At 62.8% G+C, this 21,867-nt stretch carries 20 protein-coding genes and 3 pseudogenes; 10 read left to right on the top strand and 13 right to left on the bottom strand.

Annotation, left to right across the window (positions count from 1 at the left end; genetic code table 11):
• Positions 1 to 408: a flagellar basal body rod protein FlgB gene (gene flgB, locus ACLEJW_RS22300; protein WP_145189466.1), complete on the bottom strand. Its 408-nt coding sequence runs from the start codon at positions 406 to 408 to the stop codon at positions 1 to 3.
• A 274-nt stretch (positions 409 to 682) separates the two neighbouring features.
• Here flgB and ACLEJW_RS22295 point away from each other — a divergent pair.
• A pseudogene (locus ACLEJW_RS22295) lies at positions 683 to 1,100 on the top strand (T6SS immunity protein Tdi1 domain-containing protein); the annotation flags it as partial.
• Positions 1,101 to 1,244: 144 nt separating this feature from the next.
• On the opposite strand, the gene cheR reads toward ACLEJW_RS22295, so the two are convergent.
• Positions 1,245 to 2,072, bottom strand: a complete 828-nt coding sequence (gene cheR, locus ACLEJW_RS22290) for a protein-glutamate O-methyltransferase CheR (protein WP_145189469.1) — start codon at positions 2,070 to 2,072, stop codon at positions 1,245 to 1,247.
• A gap of 52 nt (positions 2,073 to 2,124) precedes the next feature.
• Complete coding sequence (locus ACLEJW_RS22285; protein WP_145189472.1) at positions 2,125 to 3,054, bottom strand: chemotaxis protein CheV; 930 nt, start codon at positions 3,052 to 3,054, stop codon at positions 2,125 to 2,127.
• Between the two features lie 78 nt (positions 3,055 to 3,132).
• On the opposite strand from ACLEJW_RS22285, the gene flgA reads away from it, so the two are divergent.
• The 4 genes from flgA (at position 3,133) to ACLEJW_RS22265 (ending at position 5,693) form a co-directional block, all read left to right on the top strand.
• A complete protein-coding gene (flgA, locus tag ACLEJW_RS22280; RefSeq protein WP_145189475.1) occupies positions 3,133 to 3,885 on the top strand; it encodes a flagellar basal body P-ring formation chaperone FlgA in 753 nt (250 codons plus the stop codon).
• Positions 3,886 to 4,036: 151 nt separating this feature from the next.
• Positions 4,037 to 4,351, top strand: coding sequence for a flagellar biosynthesis anti-sigma factor FlgM (flgM, locus tag ACLEJW_RS22275; protein WP_145189478.1), 315 nt, complete (start codon positions 4,037 to 4,039; stop codon positions 4,349 to 4,351).
• Positions 4,352 to 4,401: 50 nt separating this feature from the next.
• Entirely contained in the window at positions 4,402 to 4,869 is a 468-nt protein-coding gene (locus ACLEJW_RS22270; RefSeq protein WP_145189481.1) for a flagella synthesis protein FlgN, read from the top strand.
• A gap of 80 nt (positions 4,870 to 4,949) precedes the next feature.
• Positions 4,950 to 5,693: a flagellar brake protein gene (locus ACLEJW_RS22265; protein ID WP_145189484.1), complete on the top strand. Its 744-nt coding sequence runs from the start codon at positions 4,950 to 4,952 to the stop codon at positions 5,691 to 5,693.
• 125 nt (positions 5,694 to 5,818) lie between these two features.
• On the opposite strand, the gene ACLEJW_RS22260 is transcribed toward ACLEJW_RS22265, so the two are convergent.
• The 3 genes from ACLEJW_RS22260 to bkdR all read right to left on the bottom strand — a co-directional run bounded on the left by ACLEJW_RS22260 (position 5,819) and on the right by bkdR (position 9,159).
• Entirely contained in the window at positions 5,819 to 7,162 is a 1,344-nt protein-coding gene (locus ACLEJW_RS22260; RefSeq protein WP_313459926.1) for an MFS transporter, read from the bottom strand.
• Positions 7,163 to 7,290: 128 nt separating this feature from the next.
• Positions 7,291 to 8,532: a glutamine synthetase family protein gene (locus ACLEJW_RS22255; protein WP_440778272.1), complete on the bottom strand. Its 1,242-nt coding sequence runs from the start codon at positions 8,530 to 8,532 to the stop codon at positions 7,291 to 7,293.
• Positions 8,533 to 8,673: 141 nt separating this feature from the next.
• Positions 8,674 to 9,159 (bottom strand): Bkd operon transcriptional regulator BkdR, encoded by a 486-nt coding sequence (gene bkdR / locus ACLEJW_RS22250; RefSeq protein WP_145189494.1) that lies wholly within the window; start codon positions 9,157 to 9,159, stop codon positions 8,674 to 8,676.
• A 196-nt stretch (positions 9,160 to 9,355) separates the two neighbouring features.
• Between bkdR and ACLEJW_RS22245 the strand changes: the two genes are divergently transcribed.
• Genes ACLEJW_RS22245 through lpdA form a run of 4 tightly spaced genes read left to right on the top strand, consistent with a single transcriptional unit; the run spans position 9,356 to position 14,323 of the window.
• Positions 9,356 to 10,588 (top strand): 3-methyl-2-oxobutanoate dehydrogenase (2-methylpropanoyl-transferring) subunit alpha, encoded by a 1,233-nt coding sequence (locus ACLEJW_RS22245; RefSeq protein WP_145189497.1) that lies wholly within the window; start codon positions 9,356 to 9,358, stop codon positions 10,586 to 10,588.
• Between the two features lies 1 nt (position 10,589).
• Entirely contained in the window at positions 10,590 to 11,648 is a 1,059-nt protein-coding gene (locus tag ACLEJW_RS22240; RefSeq protein WP_313459932.1) for an alpha-ketoacid dehydrogenase subunit beta, read from the top strand.
• Positions 11,649 to 12,941 (top strand): dihydrolipoamide acetyltransferase family protein, encoded by a 1,293-nt coding sequence (locus ACLEJW_RS22235; RefSeq protein WP_313302919.1) that lies wholly within the window; start codon positions 11,649 to 11,651, stop codon positions 12,939 to 12,941. It begins immediately after the preceding gene.
• A gap of 2 nt (positions 12,942 to 12,943) precedes the next feature.
• Positions 12,944 to 14,323: a dihydrolipoyl dehydrogenase gene (gene lpdA, locus ACLEJW_RS22230; protein WP_313302917.1), complete on the top strand. Its 1,380-nt coding sequence runs from the start codon at positions 12,944 to 12,946 to the stop codon at positions 14,321 to 14,323.
• Positions 14,324 to 14,392: 69 nt separating this feature from the next.
• On the opposite strand, the gene ACLEJW_RS22225 is transcribed toward lpdA, so the two are convergent.
• The 4 genes from ACLEJW_RS22225 to ACLEJW_RS22210 form a co-directional block, all read right to left on the bottom strand.
• Positions 14,393 to 15,115: a TylF/MycF/NovP-related O-methyltransferase gene (locus tag ACLEJW_RS22225; RefSeq protein WP_145189508.1), complete on the bottom strand. Its 723-nt coding sequence runs from the start codon at positions 15,113 to 15,115 to the stop codon at positions 14,393 to 14,395.
• The gene (locus tag ACLEJW_RS22220; protein ID WP_145189511.1) at positions 15,112 to 15,978 is read right to left on the bottom strand and encodes a hypothetical protein; all 867 of its coding nucleotides are present in this window, start codon (positions 15,976 to 15,978) and stop codon (positions 15,112 to 15,114) included. The genes ACLEJW_RS22225 and ACLEJW_RS22220 overlap by 4 nt, the downstream gene beginning before the upstream one ends.
• Before the next feature lie 240 nt (positions 15,979 to 16,218).
• Entirely contained in the window at positions 16,219 to 17,217 is a 999-nt protein-coding gene (locus tag ACLEJW_RS22215) for a sensor domain-containing diguanylate cyclase (RefSeq protein WP_145189514.1), read from the bottom strand.
• A gap of 130 nt (positions 17,218 to 17,347) precedes the next feature.
• The gene (locus ACLEJW_RS22210) at positions 17,348 to 19,186 is read right to left on the bottom strand and encodes a diguanylate cyclase domain-containing protein (RefSeq protein ID WP_440778268.1); all 1,839 of its coding nucleotides are present in this window, start codon (positions 19,184 to 19,186) and stop codon (positions 17,348 to 17,350) included.
• Positions 19,187 to 19,317: 131 nt separating this feature from the next.
• On the opposite strand from ACLEJW_RS22210, the gene ACLEJW_RS22205 reads away from it, so the two are divergent.
• Positions 19,318 to 20,274, top strand: a complete 957-nt coding sequence (locus tag ACLEJW_RS22205; RefSeq protein WP_145189520.1) for an endonuclease — start codon at positions 19,318 to 19,320, stop codon at positions 20,272 to 20,274.
• Between the two features lie 245 nt (positions 20,275 to 20,519).
• Here ACLEJW_RS22205 and ACLEJW_RS22200 read toward each other — a convergent pair.
• The 3 genes and pseudogenes from ACLEJW_RS22200 to ACLEJW_RS22190 all read right to left on the bottom strand — a co-directional run.
• Positions 20,520 to 20,878: pseudogene (locus tag ACLEJW_RS22200) on the bottom strand (HNH/ENDO VII family nuclease); the annotation flags it as partial.
• A 94-nt stretch (positions 20,879 to 20,972) separates the two neighbouring features.
• The gene (locus ACLEJW_RS22195) at positions 20,973 to 21,416 is read right to left on the bottom strand and encodes an NTF2 fold immunity protein (RefSeq protein ID WP_440778267.1); all 444 of its coding nucleotides are present in this window, start codon (positions 21,414 to 21,416) and stop codon (positions 20,973 to 20,975) included.
• Between the two features lie 228 nt (positions 21,417 to 21,644).
• Positions 21,645 to 21,867 (bottom strand): annotated as a pseudogene (locus ACLEJW_RS22190) (RHS domain-containing protein); the annotation flags it as partial.

Genomic DNA, 21,867 nt, shown 5'->3' with positions numbered 1-21,867 from the left:
TTACTCTCCGCGCAGGGCCGACACCAGCCCTTTGAATTTGCTGTTGAGCAGGGTGAAGCTGGCCTGGAAGCCGATGGCGTTTTCCGTGTAGTTGGACTGCTCGATGTGGGCGTCCACGGTGTTCTGGTCGATCGACGGCTGGGTCGGCACCCGGTACTGCATGCTGTCATCGGCCATCGCCAGGCCTTCGGCCTCTATATGGCGGCTGTTGGTGCGGTCCATGGCGAAGCGGCCGTTCTGCTGCTTCTGGCTTTCGGCGGCGAGTACCGACGAGAAGTCCATGTCACGCGCCTTGTAGTTGGGGGTATCGGCATTGGCGATATTGTTGGCCAGTACTTCAGCGCGCTGCGCACGAAAGCCCAGGGCCTTTTCATGAATGCCTAGCGCCTTGTCAAAACTGATGCTCATGTCGGGAAAACCTTCGAAGGTAGGCCGCAATGGTCGTTGGCCAATCTTTAGCAAGGGCTGTGCCAGATTTGCGAAGGCGCGGAATTGCTGGGCTGCAGGGAGCCCGGCAGCGACCGGATGCCAGAAAAGCGGCAAAGTGCTTCCGCCTTGAGGAGCAAAAGCGGCAAATAGCGGGCGGCCACGGCGGCAAAGCAAAAAATTGACGGCAGTGACGGATGAGCCCTGGGCCATTTGATGCAACCAAGCATGACCACCGGCCGAGGAACAGCGGTCTTGGCTCGAAGATACGGCACTCGAACATCAAGACGCTTATCATCTCATCGCTAGAAGCGCTTTCGGCGACCTTTACCTATGGAGGGAAAACCGGCGCGTCGGTCACACTATCAAGCGTGAGTGCTCACTATAGCTTCCATCGCGACTGCTTAACAAAAGAAGAGCTCGAGACGGAGCTCCAAGGCTTTATCCTTTCTGCACGAGTCGAGCCCAACGATTTCAACGATCTGTTCAAGCCGGCCTTGAAAGAACTGGGCCAGCTCAACCATGACGAGATGTACGGTTTTTTCCCTGCCCTCATGCTGGGCGGCTCGGATCAACTCAAGTTCTTGAAGAACGTCAGCGCCGCAGAGCATTTGATCTTCCTTTCCCAATTCACAGACCTGGAGCCGTATTTTTTCTTCGAAGTACCGACATGAGCAAGGCTTCCATGCTCTCGCACTCGGTGCCGCTGGCAGCAGCAGCACGCAAGGCAGAACGTGGTGTACAACCCAACCTCGAATGCCGCCAGCGCGGCGCTCGAGGGGGTGGGCATGTCAGCGCAAACCAGGCCCACCTGCCGCTCACTTGGCCTGGTAAATGATCCCCGGGCTGCACTGGACCATCTGGTAATGGTCGGGCAACCCGTTCAGCGCCTCGGAGGCACCGAGGAACAGGTAACCGCCCGGCTTCAAAGTGCTGTGGATACGCATCAGGATGTCCTTCTTGACCTGGGCCGAGAAGTAGATCAGCACGTTGCGGCAGAACACGATGTCGAACTTGCCGAGGCTGGCGTAGCTGTCGAGCAGGTTGAAGGAGCGGAACTCGACACGGCTGCGGATCGCCGGCTTGACCGCCCAGCGGCCGGGGCCCTTGGTGTCGAAGTAGCGCTGCAGGCGCTCCTGGGACAGGCCGCGAGCGATTGCCAGGCTGTCGTATTCGCCAGTTTTGCAGTTGGTCAGCATCGACCCGGACAGGTCGGTGGCGACGATCTGTGCGCCCATCTTCAGTTGGCCAAGGTTGCTGCGCTCGAATTCATCGATGGCCATCGAGATCGAATACGGCTCCTGGCCCGAGGAGCAGGCAGCCGACCACATGCGCAGGCGCTGGCCCGGGTTGTTGCGGATGAACTCGGGGATGACCTTGTTCTTCAGCACCTCGAAGGGATAGGTGTCGCGAAACCACAGGGTCTCGTTGGTGGTCATGGCATCGACCACCTGCTCGCGCAAGCCGCTGCGCGGTTGGGTCTGGATGCGCTGCACCAGCTCGCCGAGGCTCTTGATGCCCTGCTGTTCCATGAGCTTGTTGAGACGGCTGGAGACCAGGTACTGCTTATTTTCGCCCAGCAGGATGCCACAGGCTTTTTCCAGGAAGACCCTGAACTGTTCGAATTCCAAATTACCCGTAGACACTGCTGCCGCCTCTTTTCAATCAGTGGTGCCGGGGCGCACTGCCCCGGCCGCCTCAATGCGTTGCCTTGATCCGATCGACCACCCGTTGGGCCAGGTCGTCCGGCTTGAACTTGGCCAGGAAGTCATCGGCCCCGACCTTCTTCACCATCGCCTGGTTGAATACCCCAGACAGCGAAGTATGCAGGCAGATGTGCAATTTTTGCATGCGTGGATCGCTGCGGATCGCCGCTGTCAGGGTATAGCCGTCCATCTCCGGCATCTCAATGTCGGAGATCATCATCAGAAACTCCTCTTCAGGCTTCTTGCCGTCGTCCACCAACTTGCGCAGGTAGTCCAGGGCCTGACGACCGTCGTTGAGCGCCACCACCTCGACCCCCACCGTCTGCAGGCAGCGGCTGACCTGCTTGCGCGCCACCGACGAATCGTCGACGGTCAGCACCCGCAGCAACGTGGCCTTGTCCTGCACCTCGGCATCGATCACACCGGCAGACACCGACTCGGAGGACGGCGCGACTTCAGCCAGGACCTTTTCCACGTCGATGATCTCGACCATGCGATTGTCCACACGGGTGACCGCGGTCAGGTAGTGATCGCGCCCGGTGCCCTTGGGTGGCGGATGGATCTCTTCCCAGTTCATGTTGACGATGCGCTCGACCGAATGCACCAGAAACCCCTGGGTCTTGGTGTTGTACTCGGTGATGATCACGAAGCTGCTGCGAGTATCTTCGGTCAACCCCGGCAAGCCGGTGGCCATCGACAGATCGAGGATCGGAATGGTCGCCCCGCGAATGTTGGCGACGCCGCGCACCACCCGGTGCGAGCGCGGCAACAGGGTCAGCTCGGGGCACTGCAACACCTCGCGAACCTTGAACACGTTGATGCCGTACAGCTGCGCCCCGTTCAGACGGAACAGCAGCAACTCCAGGCGATTCTGCCCCACCAGCTGCGTGCGCTGGTTGACTGAATCCATTACCCCCGCCATGCCTGACTCCTTATGCGTTGTGCCTTTTTTGTGCTGCATGCTCAGTAAGTCGGCACGGGCTTTGCTTTTTTGAGCGCCATGTACACGAAAACGACAAATTCCCGACGACTGACGCACCCGCTGAGCAGCTGGCTCGCCATGGTGTGCCTGTTGCTGCCCGGCGTTCGCACATTGGCGAACGCGGTAACCTTGCCTGAACAGCTTATCGGTGTCACCCAAGGGTTTCTTGAGTTCGCCGTGGAAGATTATCTGGCCAGCACCCAGACAGCGGGGCGCTACGAGATCCAGGTCAGCTCGCTGGACCCGCGCTTGCGCATGCCGCTGTGCAGCCAGGACCTGGACGCCTCCCTGGAAAGCCCGGCGCAGCCGATCGGCCGGGTGACCGTGCGCGTGCGCTGCGACAGCAGCGCGCCATGGACCGTCTTCGTCCCGGCCACGGTGCGGCTGCTGCGCGAGGTGGTGGTGGTGACCCGCCCGCTCAAGCGCGACAACGTCATCGGTGCAGGCGACGTGGCGTTGCGCGAGCGCGATGTCGGCACGCTGACCCAAGGGTTTCTCACCGACCTCGACCAGGCCGTGGGCATGAAGATGCTGCGCCCGACCGTGCTCGACCAGGTATTGACCCCGCAGCACCTGGAGCAGGCCGAGGTGGTGCGCAAGGGCGACCATGTGGTGATCACCGCCCACGCCGGCGCCTTGAGCGTGCGCATGCCCGGCGAGGCGCTGGCCAAGGGCGGCCAGGGCGAGCAGATCCGCGTGCGCAACCTGAACTCGCAACGGGTGGTCAAGGCCCGCGTCACCGGCCCCGGCCAGGTCGAGGTAGCCATGTAGATTGCGCTGGCGGTGTTGAACCGCTTTTCCTAAACTGTGTCGGAAACAGGGTCGCGGGCTTGCTGACAGGCAGCCATGCATTTGCGCCTAAAGTTTCTTTCGGGTTGGCCGAAAACAAGGCAAGCGTCCAAGAACCCAGAGGTTTCCGATCATGGTCATCGACTTCAGTCGTTTGAATAACTCTCCGTCCATCAATGGCGGCGTGCGCGGCACCGCCGCATCTGGCACCGCCGAAAAGCCCGGCGCCAGCCCGGAAGCGGCGAAAAGCGCCAGCGCCAGCGGAGAAGCGGTACACCTCAGTCAAGAGGCACAGCAGTTGCAGAAGGTCAGCGACCAGCTGCGCGAACAGCCTGTGGTCAACAGTGCCCGGGTGGCGCAGTTGAAGCAGGCTATCGCCGACGGCAGCTACCAGGTCGATGCCGGCCGGGTCGCCAGCAAACTGCTCGATTTCGAAGCCCAGCGCTGACCGTTCGGCGCGCTGACTTCACGGACGCTATCCAAAGCCAAGAGTTAGCCATGCACGACATCACCCTGCTGCAACTGATCGAAGACGACATTGCCCCGGCCCAGGAACTGCTCGAATTGCTCGAGCAGGAATCGGTAGCCCTGCATGGGCGCGACATGACGCCGCTGGAAGGCATTCTGGCGCGCAAGCAGTCGTTGATCGTTCTGCTCGAGCAGCAAGGCATGCGCCGCAATCACCTGTTGACCAGCCTCGGCCTGAGCGCCGACCGTGCCGGTGTACAGGTGCTGGCGGCGCAGTCGGACAACGGCGAGCTGATCCTGCAGCAACTGCAGGTGCTCAATGACCTGATCAATGACTGCCAACGGGTCAACGAGACCAATGGCAAGATCATCCAGGTGCAGCAACACGTCACGGCCAATCAGATCCGCATCCTCCAGGGCGGTGAAGCACCGTCGCTGTACGACAGCCGTGGCACCACCTCTCCACTTGCCAAGCCCCGGGCGCTCAGCCAAGTGTGATTATTCCTATCATGGCACGGAACATACTGGCAAAATGCCGTTAATTGCGTGTGTCGTTTTTGCCTGGAGATTGATAACCCGTGTTCAATGAGACCGATGCCCCGCAACCGCCGAAGGTGCTGAACACGCCCTTGGAGATCGCGGCCAACCTGCGCCAGCTGCAAGAAGCCCATGATCCACTGATCATCACCTTCCATGAGCGCAGCCAACGGTTCCAGAGCTACGTGGTTCACGTGGACCGTGACAGCAATACCATGGCGCTGGACGAGATGATCCCGCGCGATGGGGAAAAATTCATCGAGAATGGCGAGCCGTTTCGGGTCGAGGGCTTCCATGATGGCGTGCGTATCGCCTGGGAATGCCAAAACGGCCTGGCGGTGTCGTCGGTCGATGGCAACCGTTGCTACCGCGGCGCGATGCCCGAAGAAATGACCTACCACCAGCGCCGCAACGCCTTTCGCGCCGCGCTGAAGCTGTCGCAGCTGGTCGACATCATCCTCGACGGCAGCTACCTCAAGGGCAATGGCGCCCTGCGCGGCAAGTTGCTCGATATCTCCGCCACCGGGTGCAAGCTGCGCTTCGATGGCAATGTCGAAGAACGCCTGCAGCTGGGCCAGGTCTATGAGCGCTTCAAGGCCAGCAATCCGCTGGGCTTGATCGACACCATGGTCGAACTGCGCCACCTGCATTTCGAGGAGCGCATCAACACCACCTTCGCCGGGGTCCGCTTTCATAACCTGAGCGGCCAGGCCCAGCGCAAGATCGAGAGCTTCGTCTACCAGCTGCAGCGCGAAGCACGGCGCTTCGACAAAGACGATTATTGATCGCACAACGCCGCTCGCTTCGATTGGGGCCGCCTGGCGGCCCTTTCGCCACACAAGGCTGCTCCCACAAGCTGGACTGGCCCCGAAAGGCAGGACAGTTTTTCCCTGCCGCCTGAGCCCTGCGCTCAACCCGATCGGCTGAGCGGGTCATCCGCGGCTACATCGATCACCGGCTCAGGCTTGTCGTCACCCTCGGTGTCCTCCGCCGCTACCGGCGTCTGCATCACATCCTGCACCGTCTGCTCATCGACCCGTGGATCGAGCGCTGCCGACAGCGGCGAACCGGCCGCAGGCATGGCCACGTGGCCCAGTGGCGCATCCTGTACCTGATGCAGCCCGGTGACCGCCTTCGGCCGAATGCGCCACACCAGCACCAGGGCAAAGAAGGCGAAGAACGCATAAAGCATCTGGGCACCAAGCAGCTTCATCAGCACACCTGCGGCGAGCGGGCCGATACAAGCCCCCACGCCGTAGGTCACCAGCAGCATCGCGGTCAGCGACACCCGGCGCTCGCTTTCCACGTGGTCATTGGAAAACGCCACCGCCAGTGGATACAGGCAGAACTGCAGCAGGGATACCACGAAACCAATGCCGAACAGCAGCTCCAGCGGCACGCTGGGCAACAGCGCCAGGGGCGCCGACGCCAGCGCCAGCCCCACCGCAACGCTACGAATCAGCACCGCCCGATCATAGCGGTCCGACAGCCAGCCCAACGGCCACTGCACCACCAGCCCGGCGAAGATGCAGCTACCCATGAACAGACCGATCTGCTCGGTCGACAGGCCCTGGCTCGAGGCATACAGCGGGGCCAGACCATAAAACGAACCGACGATCAAACCCGACCCGAGCACCGTGCTCAGCGACTGCGGCACACGCTTGATGAAGAATTTCGGCTCCATCGGCGCCGGGCGCAGCGGCGCCGGGTGGATGCGCCGGGTCATGGCCACCGGCACCAGGCACAAGGCAAAGCACATGGCGACCAGCATCAACAGCTCAGGGCCCAGTTGCGGGTGCACCACCAGGATCAGCTGGCCGAGCACCAGGCCCAGGTACGAGGCGATCATGTAGCCACTGAATACAGCCCCGCGGTACTTGGCCTCGGCCTGCTCGTTGAGCCAGCTTTCGATGACCATGTACTGGCACATCATGCCCAGGCCGACGATCATCCGCAGCCCCACCCACACCGGCAGCCAATTGGTCAGGCCGTGGCCAAGCACCGCGGCGCCGACGATCCCGGCGCAGGTGGCATAGGCACGGATATGCCCGACCCGGCCGATCAAGCGGTGGCCGATCTTGCCGCCCAGGGCCAGGCCGAAGTAGTTGGCTGCCATCAAGGCACCGACCCACAAGCTGTCGACATGATCGGCGGCCAGGCGCAGCGCCAGGTAGGTACTGAGCAGACCGGAGCCGATCAGCATCATCAAGGCGGCGAAATACAGCGACTGAAAGGGCTTCCAGATGTTACGCATAAGTCCCGTCGAGCTCCTTGGGTCCGGTGACGATGGCCTGGCCAGCATAAAAGCAAAACGGCGCCGGTGCAGTCCCCCTCCGGGCAATTTGCCCAAGCGGGGCGTGGCCAGTGCCGGTTGTGTCGCGCTCAGGCCTGTGCTGCCAACACCCGCCGCTCCCAAGGCGTGATTTCGTTGAAGAAATCCGTCAGCTCGAGGGTTTTGCTGGCAACGTAGCCTTCGATGAACTCGCTGCCGAACAGTTCCCGCGCCAGTGCATTGCCCTTCAGGCGCTCCAGGGCCGCATGCAAGGTGCACGGCAATACCAGGTGATCAGGCACGACGAACTCGCCCTGAATCGCCGCAGTCGGCTGCAGACTCTGCTCGATGCCGTGCAACCCGGCCGCAAGGCTCGCGGCAATGGCCAGGTACGGGTTGGCATCGGCGCCAGGCAAGCGGTTCTCGACCCGGCGCGCGCTCGCGGCACTGGCCGGGATGCGCAGGCCGGCTGCGCGGTTGTCCTCGGACCAGCACGCGTTGTTCGGCGAGGCGTAGGGGTGGCAGAGCCGTTGATAGGAATTGACGTTGGGCGCGAACAGCGCGGTGAAGTCGGCCATGCAGACCTGCTGGCCTGCGATGAAGTGATGGAACGCTTGCGTGGCCTGGCCCTGGGCATCGCTGAAGACGTTGCGCCCCGAGGCGATGTCGACCAGGCTCTGGTGAATGTGCATGGAGCTGCCGGGGGTGTGCGCCAGCGGCTTGGCCATGCACACCACGCTCAGGCCGTGCTTGAGCGCCACTTCCTTGAGCAGGTGTTTGAACAGGAAGGTCTGGTCGGCCAGCAGCAGCGGGTCGCCGTGCAGCAGGTTGATCTCGAACTGGCTCACGCCCATCTCGTGCATGAAGGTGTCGCGCGGCAGGCCCAGCGCCGCCATGCACTGGTAGACCTCCTGGAAGAACGGGCGCAGGCCATTGTTGGAGCTGACGCTGAACGCCGAGTGACCGAGTTCGCGGCGGCCATCCTTGCCTAGCGGCGGCAGAAAGGCTTGGTGCGGGTCACTGTTGGGGGCGAAGACGAAGAACTCGAGCTCGGTCGCCACCACCGGCGCCAGGCCGTGGGCGGCATAACGGGCGATCACCGCCTTGAGCAAGCCCCGCGTGGACAAGCCCGAAGGGCTGCCGTCGAGTTCGTTGGCGTCGCAGATCGCCAGGGCCACGCCCTCCTCGCTCCACGGCAGCCGGTGCACCTGGGAAGGCTCGGCGACCAGCGCCAGGTCGCCGTCATCGCTGCCGTAGAAACGCGCCGGTGGGTAGCCACCCATGATGCATTGCAGCAGGACCCCGCGGGCCAACTGCAAGCGACGACCTTCGAGAAACCCCTCGGCGGTCATCACTTTGCCGCGCGGGACACCATTGAGGTCGGGCGTGACGCATTCGATCTGGTCGATGCCCTGCAGGAGCTCGGCAACCGAGCGATGGGCGGCGGTGGTCATGACGCGGGTCCTTGTCGTTATAGGCTGACAACACCATAGCTACTCGCGCAGCGCCATGCCATTGGCCGGCAACGGCAAGGCGGTCTTGTAGCGCACCTGCTTGAGGGCGAAGCTCGAACGGATATTCGCCACGCCCGGCAAGCGCGTCAGGTAATCGAGAAAACGCTCCAACGCCTGAATGCTGGGCAGCAGCACCCGCAGCAGATAGTCCGGGTCGCCGGTCATCAGGTAGCACTCCATCACCTCGGGCCGCTCGGCGATTTCTTCCTCGAAGCGGTGCAGGGCCTGCTCGACTTGTTTCTCCAGGCTGACGTGGATGAACACGTTGACATCCAGCCCCAGTACTTCAGGTGACAGCAGGGTCACCTGCTGGCGAATCACCCCCAACTCCTCCATGGCCTTGACCCGGTTGAAACAGGGCGTGGGTGACAAATTCACCGACCGGGCCAGTTCCGCGTTGGTGATGCGGGCGTTTTCCTGCAAGCGGTTGAGGATGCCGATATCGGTTCGATCGAGCTTGCGCATGAGACAGATTCACCGGTTTCTTGTGGTTATGCGGAATGTTTATCTTCCCTGCCCGACAAAGGCAATCAACTTGAGAGAAAAATTCTCCTGTGCTGTCACTACCATGTAGGTATCGCTGACCTGCCAGTCACAAGCCGGCAATCAGCGGCGGCCGCTTCAAAGCTCACAAAAACAATCACGAGCGAGCGTTATCAGCATGAACGAGTACGCCCCCCTGCGTTTGCATGTGCCCGAGCCCACCGGCCGGCCAGGCTGCCAGACCGATTTTTCCTACCTGCGCCTGAACGACGCAGGCCAGGTGCGCAAACCGCCCATCGAGGTCGACGCTGCAGACACTGCAGACCTGTCGTACAGCCTGATCCGGGTGCTTGACGAGCACGGCAACGCCCAAGGCCCCTGGGCTGACGACATCGACCCGCAGATCCTGCGTCAGGGTATGCGCGCGATGCTCAAGACGCGCATCTTCGACAGCCGCATGGTGGTTGCCCAGCGCCAGAAGAAGATGAGCTTCTACATGCAGAGCCTGGGTGAAGAGGCCATCGGCAGCGCGCAGGCCCTGGCGCTCAACCGCACCGACATGTGCTTCCCCACCTATCGCCAGCAAAGCATCCTGATGGCCCGCGACGTGTCGCTGGTAGAGATGATCTGCCAGTTGCTGTCCAACGAGCGCGACCCGCTCAAGGGACGTCAGCTGCCGATCATGTACTCGGTGCGCGAAGCCGGCTTCTTCACCATCAGCGGCAACCTGGCCACGCAGTTCGTGCAGGCGGTAGGCTGGGCCATGGCTTCGGCGATCAAGGGCGACACCAAGATTGCCTCGGCGTGGATCGGCGACGGCGCCACCGCCGAGTCGGATTTCCACACCGCCCTCACCTTCGCCCACGTCTACCGCGCCCCGGTGATTCTCAACGTGGTCAACAACCAATGGGCGATCTCGACCTTCCAGGCCATTGCCGGCGGCGAACAGACCACCTTCGCCGGGCGTGGCGTGGGTTGCGGCATCGCCTCGCTGCGCGTCGATGGCAATGACTTCGTCGCCGTGTACGCCGCTTCGCGCTGGGCGGCCGAGCGCGCCCGCCGGGGTCTTGGCCCGACACTGATCGAGTGGGTGACCTACCGCGCAGGCCCGCATTCGACGTCGGACGATCCGTCCAAGTACCGCCCCGCCGATGACTGGAATCACTTCCCGCTGGGCGACCCCATCGCCCGCCTCAAGCAGCACCTGATCAAGGCCGGTCACTGGTCCGATGAAGAGCATCAGGCCACCACGGCCGAGTTCGAGGCCGCCGTGATCGCCGCGCAGAAGGAAGCGGAACAGTACGGCACCTTGGCCAACGGCCACATCCCGAGCGCCGCTTCGATGTTCGAGGACGTGTACAAGGACATGCCCGATCACCTGCGCCGTCAGCGCCAGGACCTGGGGGTTTGAGATGAACGACCACACCAACAGCATCAACCCGGAAACCGCCATGGCCACCAGCACACTGACCATGATCCAGGCCCTGCGCTCGGCCATGGACATCATGCTCGAGCGCGACGACAACGTGGTCATCTATGGCCAGGACGTCGGCTACTTCGGCGGCGTGTTCCGCTGCACCGAAGGGCTGCAGAACAGGTACGGCAAGTCCCGCGTATTCGATGCGCCGATTTCCGAAAGCGGCATCGTCGGCACTGCCGTGGGCATGGGCGCCTACGGCCTGCGCCCGGTGGTGGAGATCCAGTTCGCCGACTATTTCTACCCAGCGTCCGACCAGATCGTTTCGGAAATGGCACGCCTGCGTTATCGCTCGGCCGGTGAGTTCATCGCCCCGCTGACCCTGCGCATGCCGTGCGGCGGCGGTATCTACGGCGGCCAGACCCACAGCCAGAGCCCGGAGGCGATGTTCACCCAGGTCTGCGGCCTGCGAACGGTGATGCCGTCCAACCCGTACGATGCCAAAGGCCTGTTGATCGCCTCGATCGAGTGCGACGACCCGGTCATCTTCCTGGAGCCCAAGCGCCTGTACAACGGCCCGTTCGACGGCCATCACGACCGCCCGGTAACGCCCTGGTCCAAGCATCCCCAAAGTGCCGTACCCGATGGCTACTACAGCGTGCCGCTGGACAAGGCCGCCATCGCTCGCCCTGGCAATGACGTCACCGTGCTGACCTATGGCACCACGGTCTATGTCGCTCAGGTCGCGGCCGAAGAAACCGGCGTCGATGCCGAAGTCATCGACCTGCGCAGCCTCTGGCCGCTGGACCTGGAAGCCATCGTCGCCTCGGTGAAGAAGACCGGCCGCTGCGTGGTCGTGCACGAAGCTACCCGCACCTGCGGTTTCGGTGCCGAACTGGTGGCGCTGGTGCAGGAGCACTGCTTCCATCACCTCGAAGCACCGATCGAGCGGGTCACCGGCTGGGACACGCCCTACCCTCACGCACAGGAATGGGCGTATTTCCCCGGCCCGTCGCGGGTGGGTGCGGCATTGAAACGGGTCATGGAGGTCTGAATGGGCACGCACGTCATCAAGATGCCGGACATCGGCGAAGGCATCGCGCAGGTCGAGTTGGTCGAGTGGTTCGTCAAGGTCGGCGATGAGATCGCCGAGGACCAGGTGGTGGCCGATGTCATGACCGACAAGGCGACGGTGGAAATCCCTTCGCCGGTCAGCGGCAAGGTGCTGGCCCTGGGCGGCCAGCCAGGTGAAGTGATGGCGGTCGGCAGCGAGCTGATCCGCATCGAAGTGCAAGGCAGCGGCAACCATGTCGAGGCCGCGCCACAAAAACCGGTGCCAGCCGCCCCAGCGTCCCCCGTCAGCGAGACTCAGGCGCCGGTGCAAACCGCGCAACCTGACGTCACCCGTTCAGCGGCGCAGCCGGCCGCTGTCGCTGCGCCGACCCATACGGCCATGGTGCCGCGCCAGGCGGGCGACAAGCCGTTGGCCTCCCCTGCGGTGCGCAAGCGCGCCATGGATGCCGGCATCGAGCTGCGTTACGTGCACGGCAGCGGCCCGGCCGGGCGCATCCTGCATGAAGACCTCGATGCCTTCATCAGCAAACCGCACAGCGTCGCCAGCCAGGCGCCCAGCGCAGCAGCAAAGCGCACCGACAGCGAGCAGGTGCCGGTGATCGGCCTGCGCCGCAAGATCGCCCAGCGCATGCAGGACGCCAAGCGCCGTGTCGCGCATTTCAGCTATGTCGAGGAAATAGACGTCACTGCCCTTGAGGCCCTGCGCCAGCACTTGAACGCCAAGCACGGCGACAGCCGCGGCAAGCTGACCCTGCTGCCCTTGCTGGTACGTGCCCTGGTCGTGGCGCTGCGCGATTTTCCGCAGATCAACGCCACCTACGACGATGAAGCGCAGGTCATCACCCGCCATGGCGCCGTCCATGTGGGTATCGCCACCCAAGGCGACAACGGCCTGATGGTCCCGGTGCTGCGCCATGCCGAAGCCGCCAGCCTGTGGGCCAACGCCGCAGAAATTTCCCGTCTGGCGCAGGCCGCCCGCAGCAACAAGGCCAGCCGCGAGGAATTGTCCGGTTCGACCATTACCCTGACCAGCCTGGGCGCACTCGGCGGCATCGTCAGCACACCGGTGGTCAATACCCCGGAAGTGGCGATCGTCGGCGTCAACCGCATGGTCGAGCGCCCGGTGGTGATCGATGGCCAGATCGTCGTGCGCAAGATGATGAACCTGTCCAGCTCGTTCGACCATCGGGTGGTCGACGGCATGGATGCCGCGCTGTTCATTCAGGCCGTGCGCGGCCTGCTCGAGCAACCTGCCTGTCTGTTCGTGGAGTGAGCATGCAACCGATCATCGACACTACCCTGCTGATCATCGGCGGCGGCCCCGGCGGCTATGTGGCCGCCATTCGTGCCGGGCAACTGGGCATACCCACCGTTGTGGTCGAAGGCCAGGCCCTGGGCGGCACCTGCCTGAACGTCGGCTGCATCCCCTCGAAGGCGCTGATTCATGTGGCCGAGCAGTTCCATCAGGCCGAGCGTTTCAGCCAGCCTTCGCCGTTGGGCATCAGCGTCACGGGTGCGCGTCTGGACATCGGCCAGAGCGTGGCCTGGAAGGACGGCATCGTCGACCGCCTGACCACTGGCGTGGCCGCCCTGTTGAAAAAGCACGGGGTCAGGGTCATCCACGGCTGGGCCAGGGTGCTGGACGGCAAGCACGTCGAGGTGGACGGCCAGCGCATTCGTTGCGAACACCTGCTGTTGGCCACCGGTTCCAGCAGCGTGCAATTGCCGATGCTGCCATTGGGCGGGCCGATCATCTCCTCCACCGAAGCCCTGGCGCCCGAGGACCTGCCGCAGCACCTGGTGGTGGTCGGCGGCGGTTACATCGGCCTGGAGCTGGGCATTGCCTACCGCAAGCTGGGCGCGCAGGTCAGCGTGGTGGAGGCGCGCGAGCGCATTCTGCCCACCTACGATCGCGAGCTCACCGCGCCAGTGGCCGACGCGCTGCAGCGCTTGGGTATAGCCGTGCACCTGGGGCACAGCGTCGAAGGTTATGCAGACGGCTGCCTGCTGGCCAGCGACGGCCAGGGCGGGCAATTGCGTCTCGAGGCAGATCGGGTGCTGGTGGCGGTCGGCCGTCGCCCGCGCACCCAGGGCTTCAACCTCGAATCCCTGGACCTGCGCATGAACGGCGCGGCGATCGCCATCGATGAGCGCTGCCAGACCAGCATGCGTAACGTCTGGGCGATCGGTGACGTGGCCGGCGAGCCGATGCTCGCGCACCGCGCCATGGCCCAGGGTGAGATGGTCGCCGAGATCATCGCCGGCAAGGCTCGGCGTTTCGAGCCAGCGGCGATCGCTGCGGTGTGCTTCACCGACCCAGAGCTGGTAGTGGTTGGCGTGACCCCCGAGCAGGCCAGCGCGCAAGGCTTGGATTGCCTGGTCGCACAGTTCCCGTTCGCGGCCAATGGCCGGGCCATGAGCCTGGAGGCGAAAAGCGGTTTCGTGCGCGTGGTGGCGCGGCGTGACAACCACCTGATCGTCGGCTGGCAGGCCGTCGGCGTGGCGGTGTCAGAGCTGTCGACGGCATTTGCGCAGTCGTTGGAGATGGGGGCGCGCCTGGAAGATGTGGCCGGCACCATCCATGCCCATCCGACCTTGGGCGAAGCGGTGCAGGAAGCGGCGCTGCGGGCGCTCGGCCACGCCCTGCACATCTGATCGCAAGCGGCACAGCCGTATTGACCCGCTGCGCCAACGGCGCCGCGGGTCTTTTTTCGTGCGGCGCAATCAGACGCGGAAGTAACCGACCGACGAATCGAATGGCAGGCGCTTGAGCTCGATCTTGTTCAGGTCCAGCACATCACGCAGCGCCTGGGTTTCGCCTGGGAAGTTGCGGTAGGCCACCTCGTCGAGCACCACGATCGCCCCCTTGGGCATGTACGGCAGGAAGGTCTCCAGCGCCACCTTGGTCGATTTGTACAGGTCGGTGTCGAGGATCAGCATGGCCACCACCAGGTCCGGGCGGGTCTTGACGAAGGCTGGCACGGTTTCCAGGATATCGCCCTTGACGATCTCGCAGCGGGGGATGCGGTTGACCGGACGGATCAGGTCGTTGGCATCGATCATGTCCTGGATCAGCGTCTCGTCGGTATCGGAGAACATGCTTTCGTTGATGTCGGCCGGGTCCTGCTCGGCATCGATGCTGGCAAAGCCGCCGAAGGTATCGAAACCGATGATCGACCGGTTGATCGCGTAGGGTTCGAGAATCATCGACAGCTGCATGTACAGCATCAACGAGTTGCCCTTGTACACGCCGCACTCGACGATCGCCCCAGGGATGTCCTGGACCATCTTGAACAGCTCGATGCGCGACAAGGCCGCGGTCACGGCGATGCGGTTGGCGAACACGAACGGCGCATCCGCCACGTACTGGGCATCGACGCGGCTGAGCACGCTGGCGCGCTTTTCGTTGTACTCGACCTCGGCAGCGGTCAGACGACGCTTGGTCATGGGTTAACTCCCTGGAATTGCGAAAAGTCGCTGGCATTGAAAAAGTCTTTGAAGCCGGCATCTGCATCCGAACAGCCGTTGTCGACGTTCGGCGCGCCGCGCTTGTGCAGCAAGTCTTGCAAGTGGATCAGGCGGAAGTCCACGCTGAAACGCACCTTGTCGGTGAAGTTGGCGACCGTGCCGTGCAGGTGGGCGCCCGAGAAGATCAGCATCTCGCCGCTGTTGGCGGCCACGCGCAACTCGGCGCTGGTGTCGATGGCCTCCAGCGGCACCGGGTGCACGCGGGTTTCCTCGGTGATGTTCTGCGAGGCCTTGTGCCGCTGCACATTGATCCAGTCGTTCAGGCTCCACTGTGCCGAACTGTTCTGCACCGGCCGCTCGAAGTAGGCCGGGTTGATCATCATGGTCTGTTCGGGCTCGATGCTGTACACCGGCATCCAGGTGTTGACCTGGCTCTCGACGCTGCCATACCAGGTGTCGCGGTGCGGCTTGTAGGCATAGCTGACGCCGGCATGCAGGTAATCGTAATGCGGTACCACGCGCACCCGCGGCACGTCGAAGATGTAGTCCTTGGGGTCGGCGCCGATCTCGCGGATGAAGCCGCGGATCAAGGCCTTGGCTTCGGCACCGTTGGTGAACTGGCGCTTGAGCGCGGTGACACGCTCGACGAAGGTTTCGACCGGCATCATCTTGTGCAGCGATTGGTGATCGGTTTCACCTTCGAACGCCGCAGTGATGCTGTGCCGGGCCAGGGCGCACAACTGGTGTGCGTGGCCAAGGCCGGTTTCCAGGAAGATATCGCCCTTGAACAGCGCACCCCGATAGTCCGGCTTGTTTTTCACCTGGTTGACGTAAAGATTCATACTTGCCCCCTTCAGCACTCTTGAGACCGATGCCCGCACAGGCTGCGTCGACCGGCAGCAGGGCATCCATTGAAGTGGACGCAAGGCGACGCAAGCCTGCCGCTTCGGGCAAGCACTTCAAGTCATGGCGATACAGGTGCATTGCCCGTATCCAGTGACCAGTGGATCGGCATGGGGCGCAGAAACTTTAAGCCGGCCTGGGGCTAAAAACGCCCTCCACTACCCTGGCCGATCGAAGGCTCATTCGCTGATGGCGTTCTTGCCCGCGTCCTTGGCCCGGTACAGCGCCTGGTCGGCCCGCGCCAGCAGGGCTTGCTGGTCTTCGCCGTCGTGGCGCTGGACCACGCCGTAGCTCATGGTCAGACGGCATTCGCCCACCGGCTCGAGCAGTTGCATGGCTCGCCGCAGCAGCGAGGCAAGGTCGAGCGCCTCGCCCAGGGTGGTCTGCGGCAGCACCATGACGAATTCGTCACCGCCCAAGCGCGCCAGCAGGTCGAGCTCGCGCAGGCGCAAGCGCAGGTGCTCGACCACTCGCACCAGGGTGGCATCGCCGCAGGCGTGGCCGTAACGGTCGTTGATCGGCTTGAAGTCATCCAGGTCCATGGCGATCAGCGCCAGCGGCTGACGAAAGCGCTCGGCCCGCTCGCATTCCTGCTGCAGGGTCTTTTCCAGCCGGTAGCGATTGGCCACCCGGGTCAGGGTGTCGCGTTCGGCAAGGATGCGGTTTTCGTCCAACTGCCGTTGCAGTTGCTGGTTGACCCACGACAGTTCGCGGGTGCGCTCGAGCACCTGGGCCTCCAGCGAATGGTTCTTCTGCTCCAGCTCGACGATCAGGCGCTTGCCGGCATCGATGTTACGGTGGGCGCCGAGCATGCGCGCCACCGAGCCATCTTCATTGCGGGCGATGATCTGGCCGCTGTCTTCGATCCACAGGTAGCTGCCGTCCTGACAGCGACAGCGGTATTCGATCAGGTAACGCTCGTTGCGCTGGGTGATGTAGGCCTCGAAGTGCGCCATCACCCGCGGGTAGTCCTCCGGGTGGATGACGTGTTCCCAGGTCAGCACGGTGTTGGCCTTGGAATGGCGCGTGTAGCCGAGCATGGCGTACCAGCCGGGGCTGCGGTAGACGTAGCCGGTGTTGGCGTTCCAGTCCCAGACGCCATCGCTGACCAGCTCGAACAGCGTGGCCAGTTGCTGCTCGTCGAAGCCGGCAGGCGCCGGCGGTGCTACCTGACTCATGGACGCTCTCCGTGGACCCAGCACCTGCGCGCCGCTCGAGGTGCGCCGACCGGGTCGGTGTGCGGCAGGCAAGCATATGCCCGGCCGATGACGATCGGAATAGCCCCCCGAGCTATTTTTACCGCCCGTCTCAGCCCTGGCTGACGCTGAATCCATTGCGCCCTGCGCGCTTGGCGCTGTACATGGCCTGGTCGGCCAGCGCCAGGGCCTGCTCGGCGCTCTGCGGCGGCTGCCCAGCGGCATTGAGGTACACCCCGATGCTGGCGCCAATCTTGACCTCGGCGCCAGCCAATACAATTGGCGCCGCCAGCGCCGCGCACAGCTTGCGGGCAATATCACGCGCCGAGGCCTGGCTGTTCACGCCGCGCGCGATGATCACGAACTCGTCGCCCGCCAGACGCGCCACCGTGTCATCGGCGCGCATCGCCGCCAGCATGCGCCCGGCTGCGGCCTGCAACACCGCGTCACCGGCTTCGTGACCGTGCTGGTCGTTGACTTGCTTGAAGCCGTCCAGGTCGATGAACAGCAGCGCCAGGGCGGCGCGCTGCTGCAAGGCGAGCGCCAGGCTCTGGTGCAACGCCGCGCGGTTGGGCAAGCCGGTCAACGGGTCGAGGGTGGCTTGATCGAGCAGCAGACGTTCCTTGTGCTTGCGCTCGGTGACGTCCAGGGACATGACGAAAAAGCCCTCGACCTTGCCGTTGCGAATATCAGGCACATACGTGGCATGCCAGATACGCGCGTCATGCGGGCTGTAGCGCACATCGTCGGCCTCGACCCGCTCGCCGGCCAGGGCCTTGCGGAAATACGGCAGCAACTGCGCGTAGACCTGCGCTGGCAGTACATCCTCGACCTTGCGGCCTTTGAGCTGGGTCGGCTCGACGCCGAAGATCTGCCGGTACACCGCATTGTTGAAGCGGTAGGCCAGATCGGTGCCGATGTGGGCGATCAGCACGGGCAGGTTATCGGCAATCGCCTGCAGGGTTTCCTGGCTGCGCGCCAGCTCTTCGGTGCGCTGCGCCACTTGCTGCTCGAGCGTGCTCTGGTAGCGCTGCAACTGCTGCTGGCGACGCTTGCGCGCGCTGATGTCGCGCACCAACACCACCAGTTGCTCGATCGCGCCCTGGGCGTCACGCAGCGCCGATAGGCTCAGCTCGGCCCACAGCGCGGGGTCGGCAGTGGTGATCAGGCGCACTTCACTGACCTGCGAGTCCAGCTCGCCAGCGACGATTCGCTGCCAGTCGGCATCCAGCGTGGCCTGGTCCTGCGGGTCGATCAGTGCACGCAGTTGCGTGAGGACCAGGGCTTCCTTGGGCCGGCCCAGCAGTTGGAAGAATTCGCGGTTGGCCTGCTGGATGCGCCCTTGCGGGCTGACCAGCGCCTTGCTGGTCGGGCTGTTGTCGAAGACCCGATGAAAGTGCGCCTGGGCGCTGGCCTTGGCAGTGCGCCCGGCCTGCTGCACGGCGCTGCCAGCATCCTTGGCCAGGCTGCGGTGGAGCATTTCACGCTCGACGATCCGCGCCAGATCGCGCAGGTGCGCAAGCTCGGTCTGGGTCAACTGGCGCGGCCGGGTGTCGAGGACGCACAGGGTGCCGAGGGTGAGGTCGTCGGCAAAGCGCAGCGGCACCCCGGCATAGAAGCGAATGCGCGGTCCGCCGGTCACCAGCGGATTGTCGGCAAAACGCGGGTCGGCGCAAGCATCGGGGATCAGCAGCATGTCCTCGGCGTGCAGGGCGTGGGCGCAGAACGCCAGGTCGCGGCTGGTTTGCGTGATCTCCAACCCCTGGCGGGATTTGAACCACTGGCGATTGACGTCGATCAGCGAAACCAGGGCCATCGGCGCATCGAGCAGCACACAGGCCAGGCGGGTAAGGCGGTCGAAGGTCTCCTCCGGCGGCGTATCGAGAATGTCCAGGCTTTGCAGGTAGCACTGGCGGGCTGCTTCGTTGAGGGGCATCGGGGCGATTTGCATGACGGCTCGCTCGGCAAAATCCTACCGGCAAACGATAGCGGCGCAGCGCTCAAGCGCAAGCCTTTCAACGCTGTAACCGACGCGCTCAAGCCGTATAATCGCGCTCTTTTGTAAGACGAAGATGTTCCTTCATGAAGAAACTGCTCTGTGCCATCACACTGGCCATTATGGCCATCCCCGCTGCCTTCGCTACCCCGCCCGCGACGTTCAGCGAAGCCAAAGCCGTTGCCAAACAAAAGATCTACCTCGATCAAGCCAACAGTGCCAACGGCGAGTTGTACTGCGGCTGCAAGTGGACCTGGGTCGGCAAGTCCGGCGGGCGCGTGGATGCGAAATCGTGTGGCTATGAAACCCGCAAGCTGCAGACCCGTGCCGAGCGTACCGAATGGGAGCATATCGTGCCGGCGTGGACCTTCGGCCACCAGCGCCAATGCTGGCAGAACGGCGGGCGCGAGCACTGCGTGGGCAGCGACCCGACCTTCCGCGCCATGGAAGCCGACCTGTTCAACCTGTACCCGTCGGTGGGCGAAGTGAACGGTGACCGCAGCAACTTCAACTACGGCATGGTTTCCGGCGTTGCCCCGCAGTACGGTCAGTGCACCACCAAGGTCGACTTCCAGCAGCGCACCGCCGAGCCGCGCGACGAGGTCAAGGGACTGGTAGCGCGCACTACGTTTTATATGTTCGATCGCTACAAGCTGAGCATGTCGCGCCAGCAGCAGCAGTTGATGATGGCCTGGGACAAGCAGCACCCGGTCACCGCCTGGGAGAAGCAACGCGACCAGCGCATCGCCGCGATCATGGGCCACAGCAATCCGTTCGTCACCGGCGAGCGCAAATGGACGCAGGGCTATACGCCACAAGGTGCAGGCCTGGTGCAGAACACCGCAGCGCCAGCACCGGCCAAACCCTCGCTGGCCAGGAGTGTTTCGGCCGGTGCGGTGTTAGGCAACCGCAACAGCCATATCTACCACCTCTCCAACGGCTGCCCTGGCTACAGCCAAGTGGCGCAGAAGAACCAGGTGGCGTTTGGCAGCGAGGCCGAGGCCCAGGCTGCAGGGTATCGCAAGGCGGGTAACTGCAAATAAGCGAGCGAGGTGTGTTCGGTGTGGGCTTGCACCAGGTGTGTGATGTCCCACGCCTAGTGCTCTGTACGAAATCCCGAGAAATCCAAGCGCCGCCTCTTGAACACCGAGATTTTGTACAGTCACCCGCCATCGACGCAAAGGAGTTCTGTGACGGCAAAGCGCTACGAACGCTCGGACGAGGTCTGAGGAGTAGTCTTCGATCTTTTCATCGAAACCCATGGCCGTGGGCGGCCTCGCTTGAGCGACCGACTCGCTGCCCACCAGCGATCCGGTGTCGCGGCTGCGCAGTGGACCGCAACCTTCGTAATTGATCTCGCCTCGCAGTTTGCCGAGCGTGCGCACCAGCTCGGCCGCTGGGTCTTACTGATAGCGGCGGTGAATCGGTTATAGGCATGCTCCACCAAGTGCGACTATCAATTCCGGTGTCATGCACCTGCGAAAGCTTCTCGGCGGGCAAGGTCGAGGCAAACTGCCAAGCCTTGTGCCGCATCGCATCGTAGCCAAAGCCACTGGTGAGTCTGCCTTGAATGCGGTGAACCTCGCGGTACAGGTCGTCATGCTCCATGTCGCTGATCACCTAGTCATCCAGGTTCAACCAGTGCAGCGGTAATCCCCGCTGTTCAGCTATTGAAGCGGTCCGGAAAGTCTCGATCAGGCAGAAATCTTCGCATGTGCCAACGCAACTATAGCCAGCAGACTCATAGCGGAGCACGACGCCATCTCTCATCAAAACTCAATATTTCTTTCTTCTTCACTTTCCACTTGCCCTCCTTCATTACCATGTAAATTTTCGAAGTTATCCCAGCACCTCTAACCTGCTGAACATGAAGGACTAAACTTTTTTCATCGCCGCCTAGGATATCAATCTCGTCGACATCAGGATCGTAGGTTGCAGGCTTAGCGCAGCCTAAATCAATAAGTCGCCCATAATTAAACTTATCTTCTATCACGTAACCTTTGAGAATCAGCTCTAACTTCTGCCGATACTCCTCCTTTAGCCTTGGATCATCAATTCCTTTGCCGAGGGCTTGTTTTCGCTTATAAAAAAATTCGATCTCCCATGCATTCATCTCACCCATGAACTCGACAAGAGCTTTCGGCACATCTTCTGAAAGATATCTTTTTGACATATTGATTTCCAATAAACCCCTCAAGTATATGTTCGCCCGGATGGAGCATATCATAGGTTATGGATGTGCGGCGCGCACCAGCGTTACTTACCTGAAGTTTAGCTCGATATCCACAGCACCTTCTGTCTGAACGACATTTGCAGCCTGAGATTAAAAAGCTATGCATTCACCACAATATATGCCTCTCAATGGAGGGAAAACGCCATCTTTACCTCTTCCATCCAAGCGCTTACCCATGCAAGAACGATATGTCGCCTGCGATATAATTCTGCCACCCGCGTCCGTCAACTCCAGCGGCGTACCCATTTAGTCAGTATGGAAGTAAAAGACCTTCTGCACCTCCCCTTCCACCTGATCCACCCGCGCTAACGGCGCATAGCTCCCCGGCTCATACAGGTACACGATGTTCTGCCCAGGGCTTTCCTCCCGCAGCATCCTCAGCCCTTGCCACGGAAAGCGCTTG

The organism is Pseudomonas sp. SMSB3, from assembly GCF_052041965.1.
In the GTDB taxonomy this organism is placed as follows: Bacteria; Pseudomonadota; Gammaproteobacteria; order Pseudomonadales; family Pseudomonadaceae; genus Aquipseudomonas.
Note: the sequence above shows the minus strand (reverse complement) of the source record. Positions and strands in the feature narration are given on the sequence as shown.

Bases quoted from the DNA above. Each gene is read 5' to 3' on its own strand.
- flgB (WP_145189466.1), bottom strand. From the start codon at position 408: ATGAGCATCAGTTTTGACAAGGCGCTAGGCATTCATGAAAAGGCCCTG.
- ACLEJW_RS22285 (WP_145189472.1), bottom strand. From the start codon at position 3,054: ATGGCGGGGGTAATGGATTCAGTCAACCAGCGCACGCAGCTGGTGGGG.
- flgA (WP_145189475.1), top strand. From the start codon at position 3,133: ATGTACACGAAAACGACAAATTCCCGACGACTGACGCACCCGCTGAGC.
- flgM (WP_145189478.1), top strand. From the start codon at position 4,037: ATGGTCATCGACTTCAGTCGTTTGAATAACTCTCCGTCCATCAATGGC.
- ACLEJW_RS22270 (WP_145189481.1), top strand. From the start codon at position 4,402: ATGCACGACATCACCCTGCTGCAACTGATCGAAGACGACATTGCCCCG.
- ACLEJW_RS22260 (WP_313459926.1), bottom strand. From the start codon at position 7,162: ATGCGTAACATCTGGAAGCCCTTTCAGTCGCTGTATTTCGCCGCCTTG.
- ACLEJW_RS22255 (WP_440778272.1), bottom strand. From the start codon at position 8,532: ATGACCGCCGAGGGGTTTCTCGAAGGTCGTCGCTTGCAGTTGGCCCGC.
- bkdR (WP_145189494.1), bottom strand. From the start codon at position 9,159: ATGCGCAAGCTCGATCGAACCGATATCGGCATCCTCAACCGCTTGCAG.
- ACLEJW_RS22245 (WP_145189497.1), top strand. From the start codon at position 9,356: ATGAACGAGTACGCCCCCCTGCGTTTGCATGTGCCCGAGCCCACCGGC.
- ACLEJW_RS22240 (WP_313459932.1), top strand. From the start codon at position 10,590: ATGAACGACCACACCAACAGCATCAACCCGGAAACCGCCATGGCCACC.
- ACLEJW_RS22235 (WP_313302919.1), top strand. From the start codon at position 11,649: ATGGGCACGCACGTCATCAAGATGCCGGACATCGGCGAAGGCATCGCG.
- lpdA (WP_313302917.1), top strand. From the start codon at position 12,944: ATGCAACCGATCATCGACACTACCCTGCTGATCATCGGCGGCGGCCCC.
- ACLEJW_RS22225 (WP_145189508.1), bottom strand. From the start codon at position 15,115: ATGACCAAGCGTCGTCTGACCGCTGCCGAGGTCGAGTACAACGAAAAG.
- ACLEJW_RS22220 (WP_145189511.1), bottom strand. From the start codon at position 15,978: ATGAATCTTTACGTCAACCAGGTGAAAAACAAGCCGGACTATCGGGGT.
- ACLEJW_RS22215 (WP_145189514.1), bottom strand. From the start codon at position 17,217: ATGAGTCAGGTAGCACCGCCGGCGCCTGCCGGCTTCGACGAGCAGCAA.
- ACLEJW_RS22210 (WP_440778268.1), bottom strand. From the start codon at position 19,186: ATGCAAATCGCCCCGATGCCCCTCAACGAAGCAGCCCGCCAGTGCTAC.
- ACLEJW_RS22205 (WP_145189520.1), top strand. From the start codon at position 19,318: ATGAAGAAACTGCTCTGTGCCATCACACTGGCCATTATGGCCATCCCC.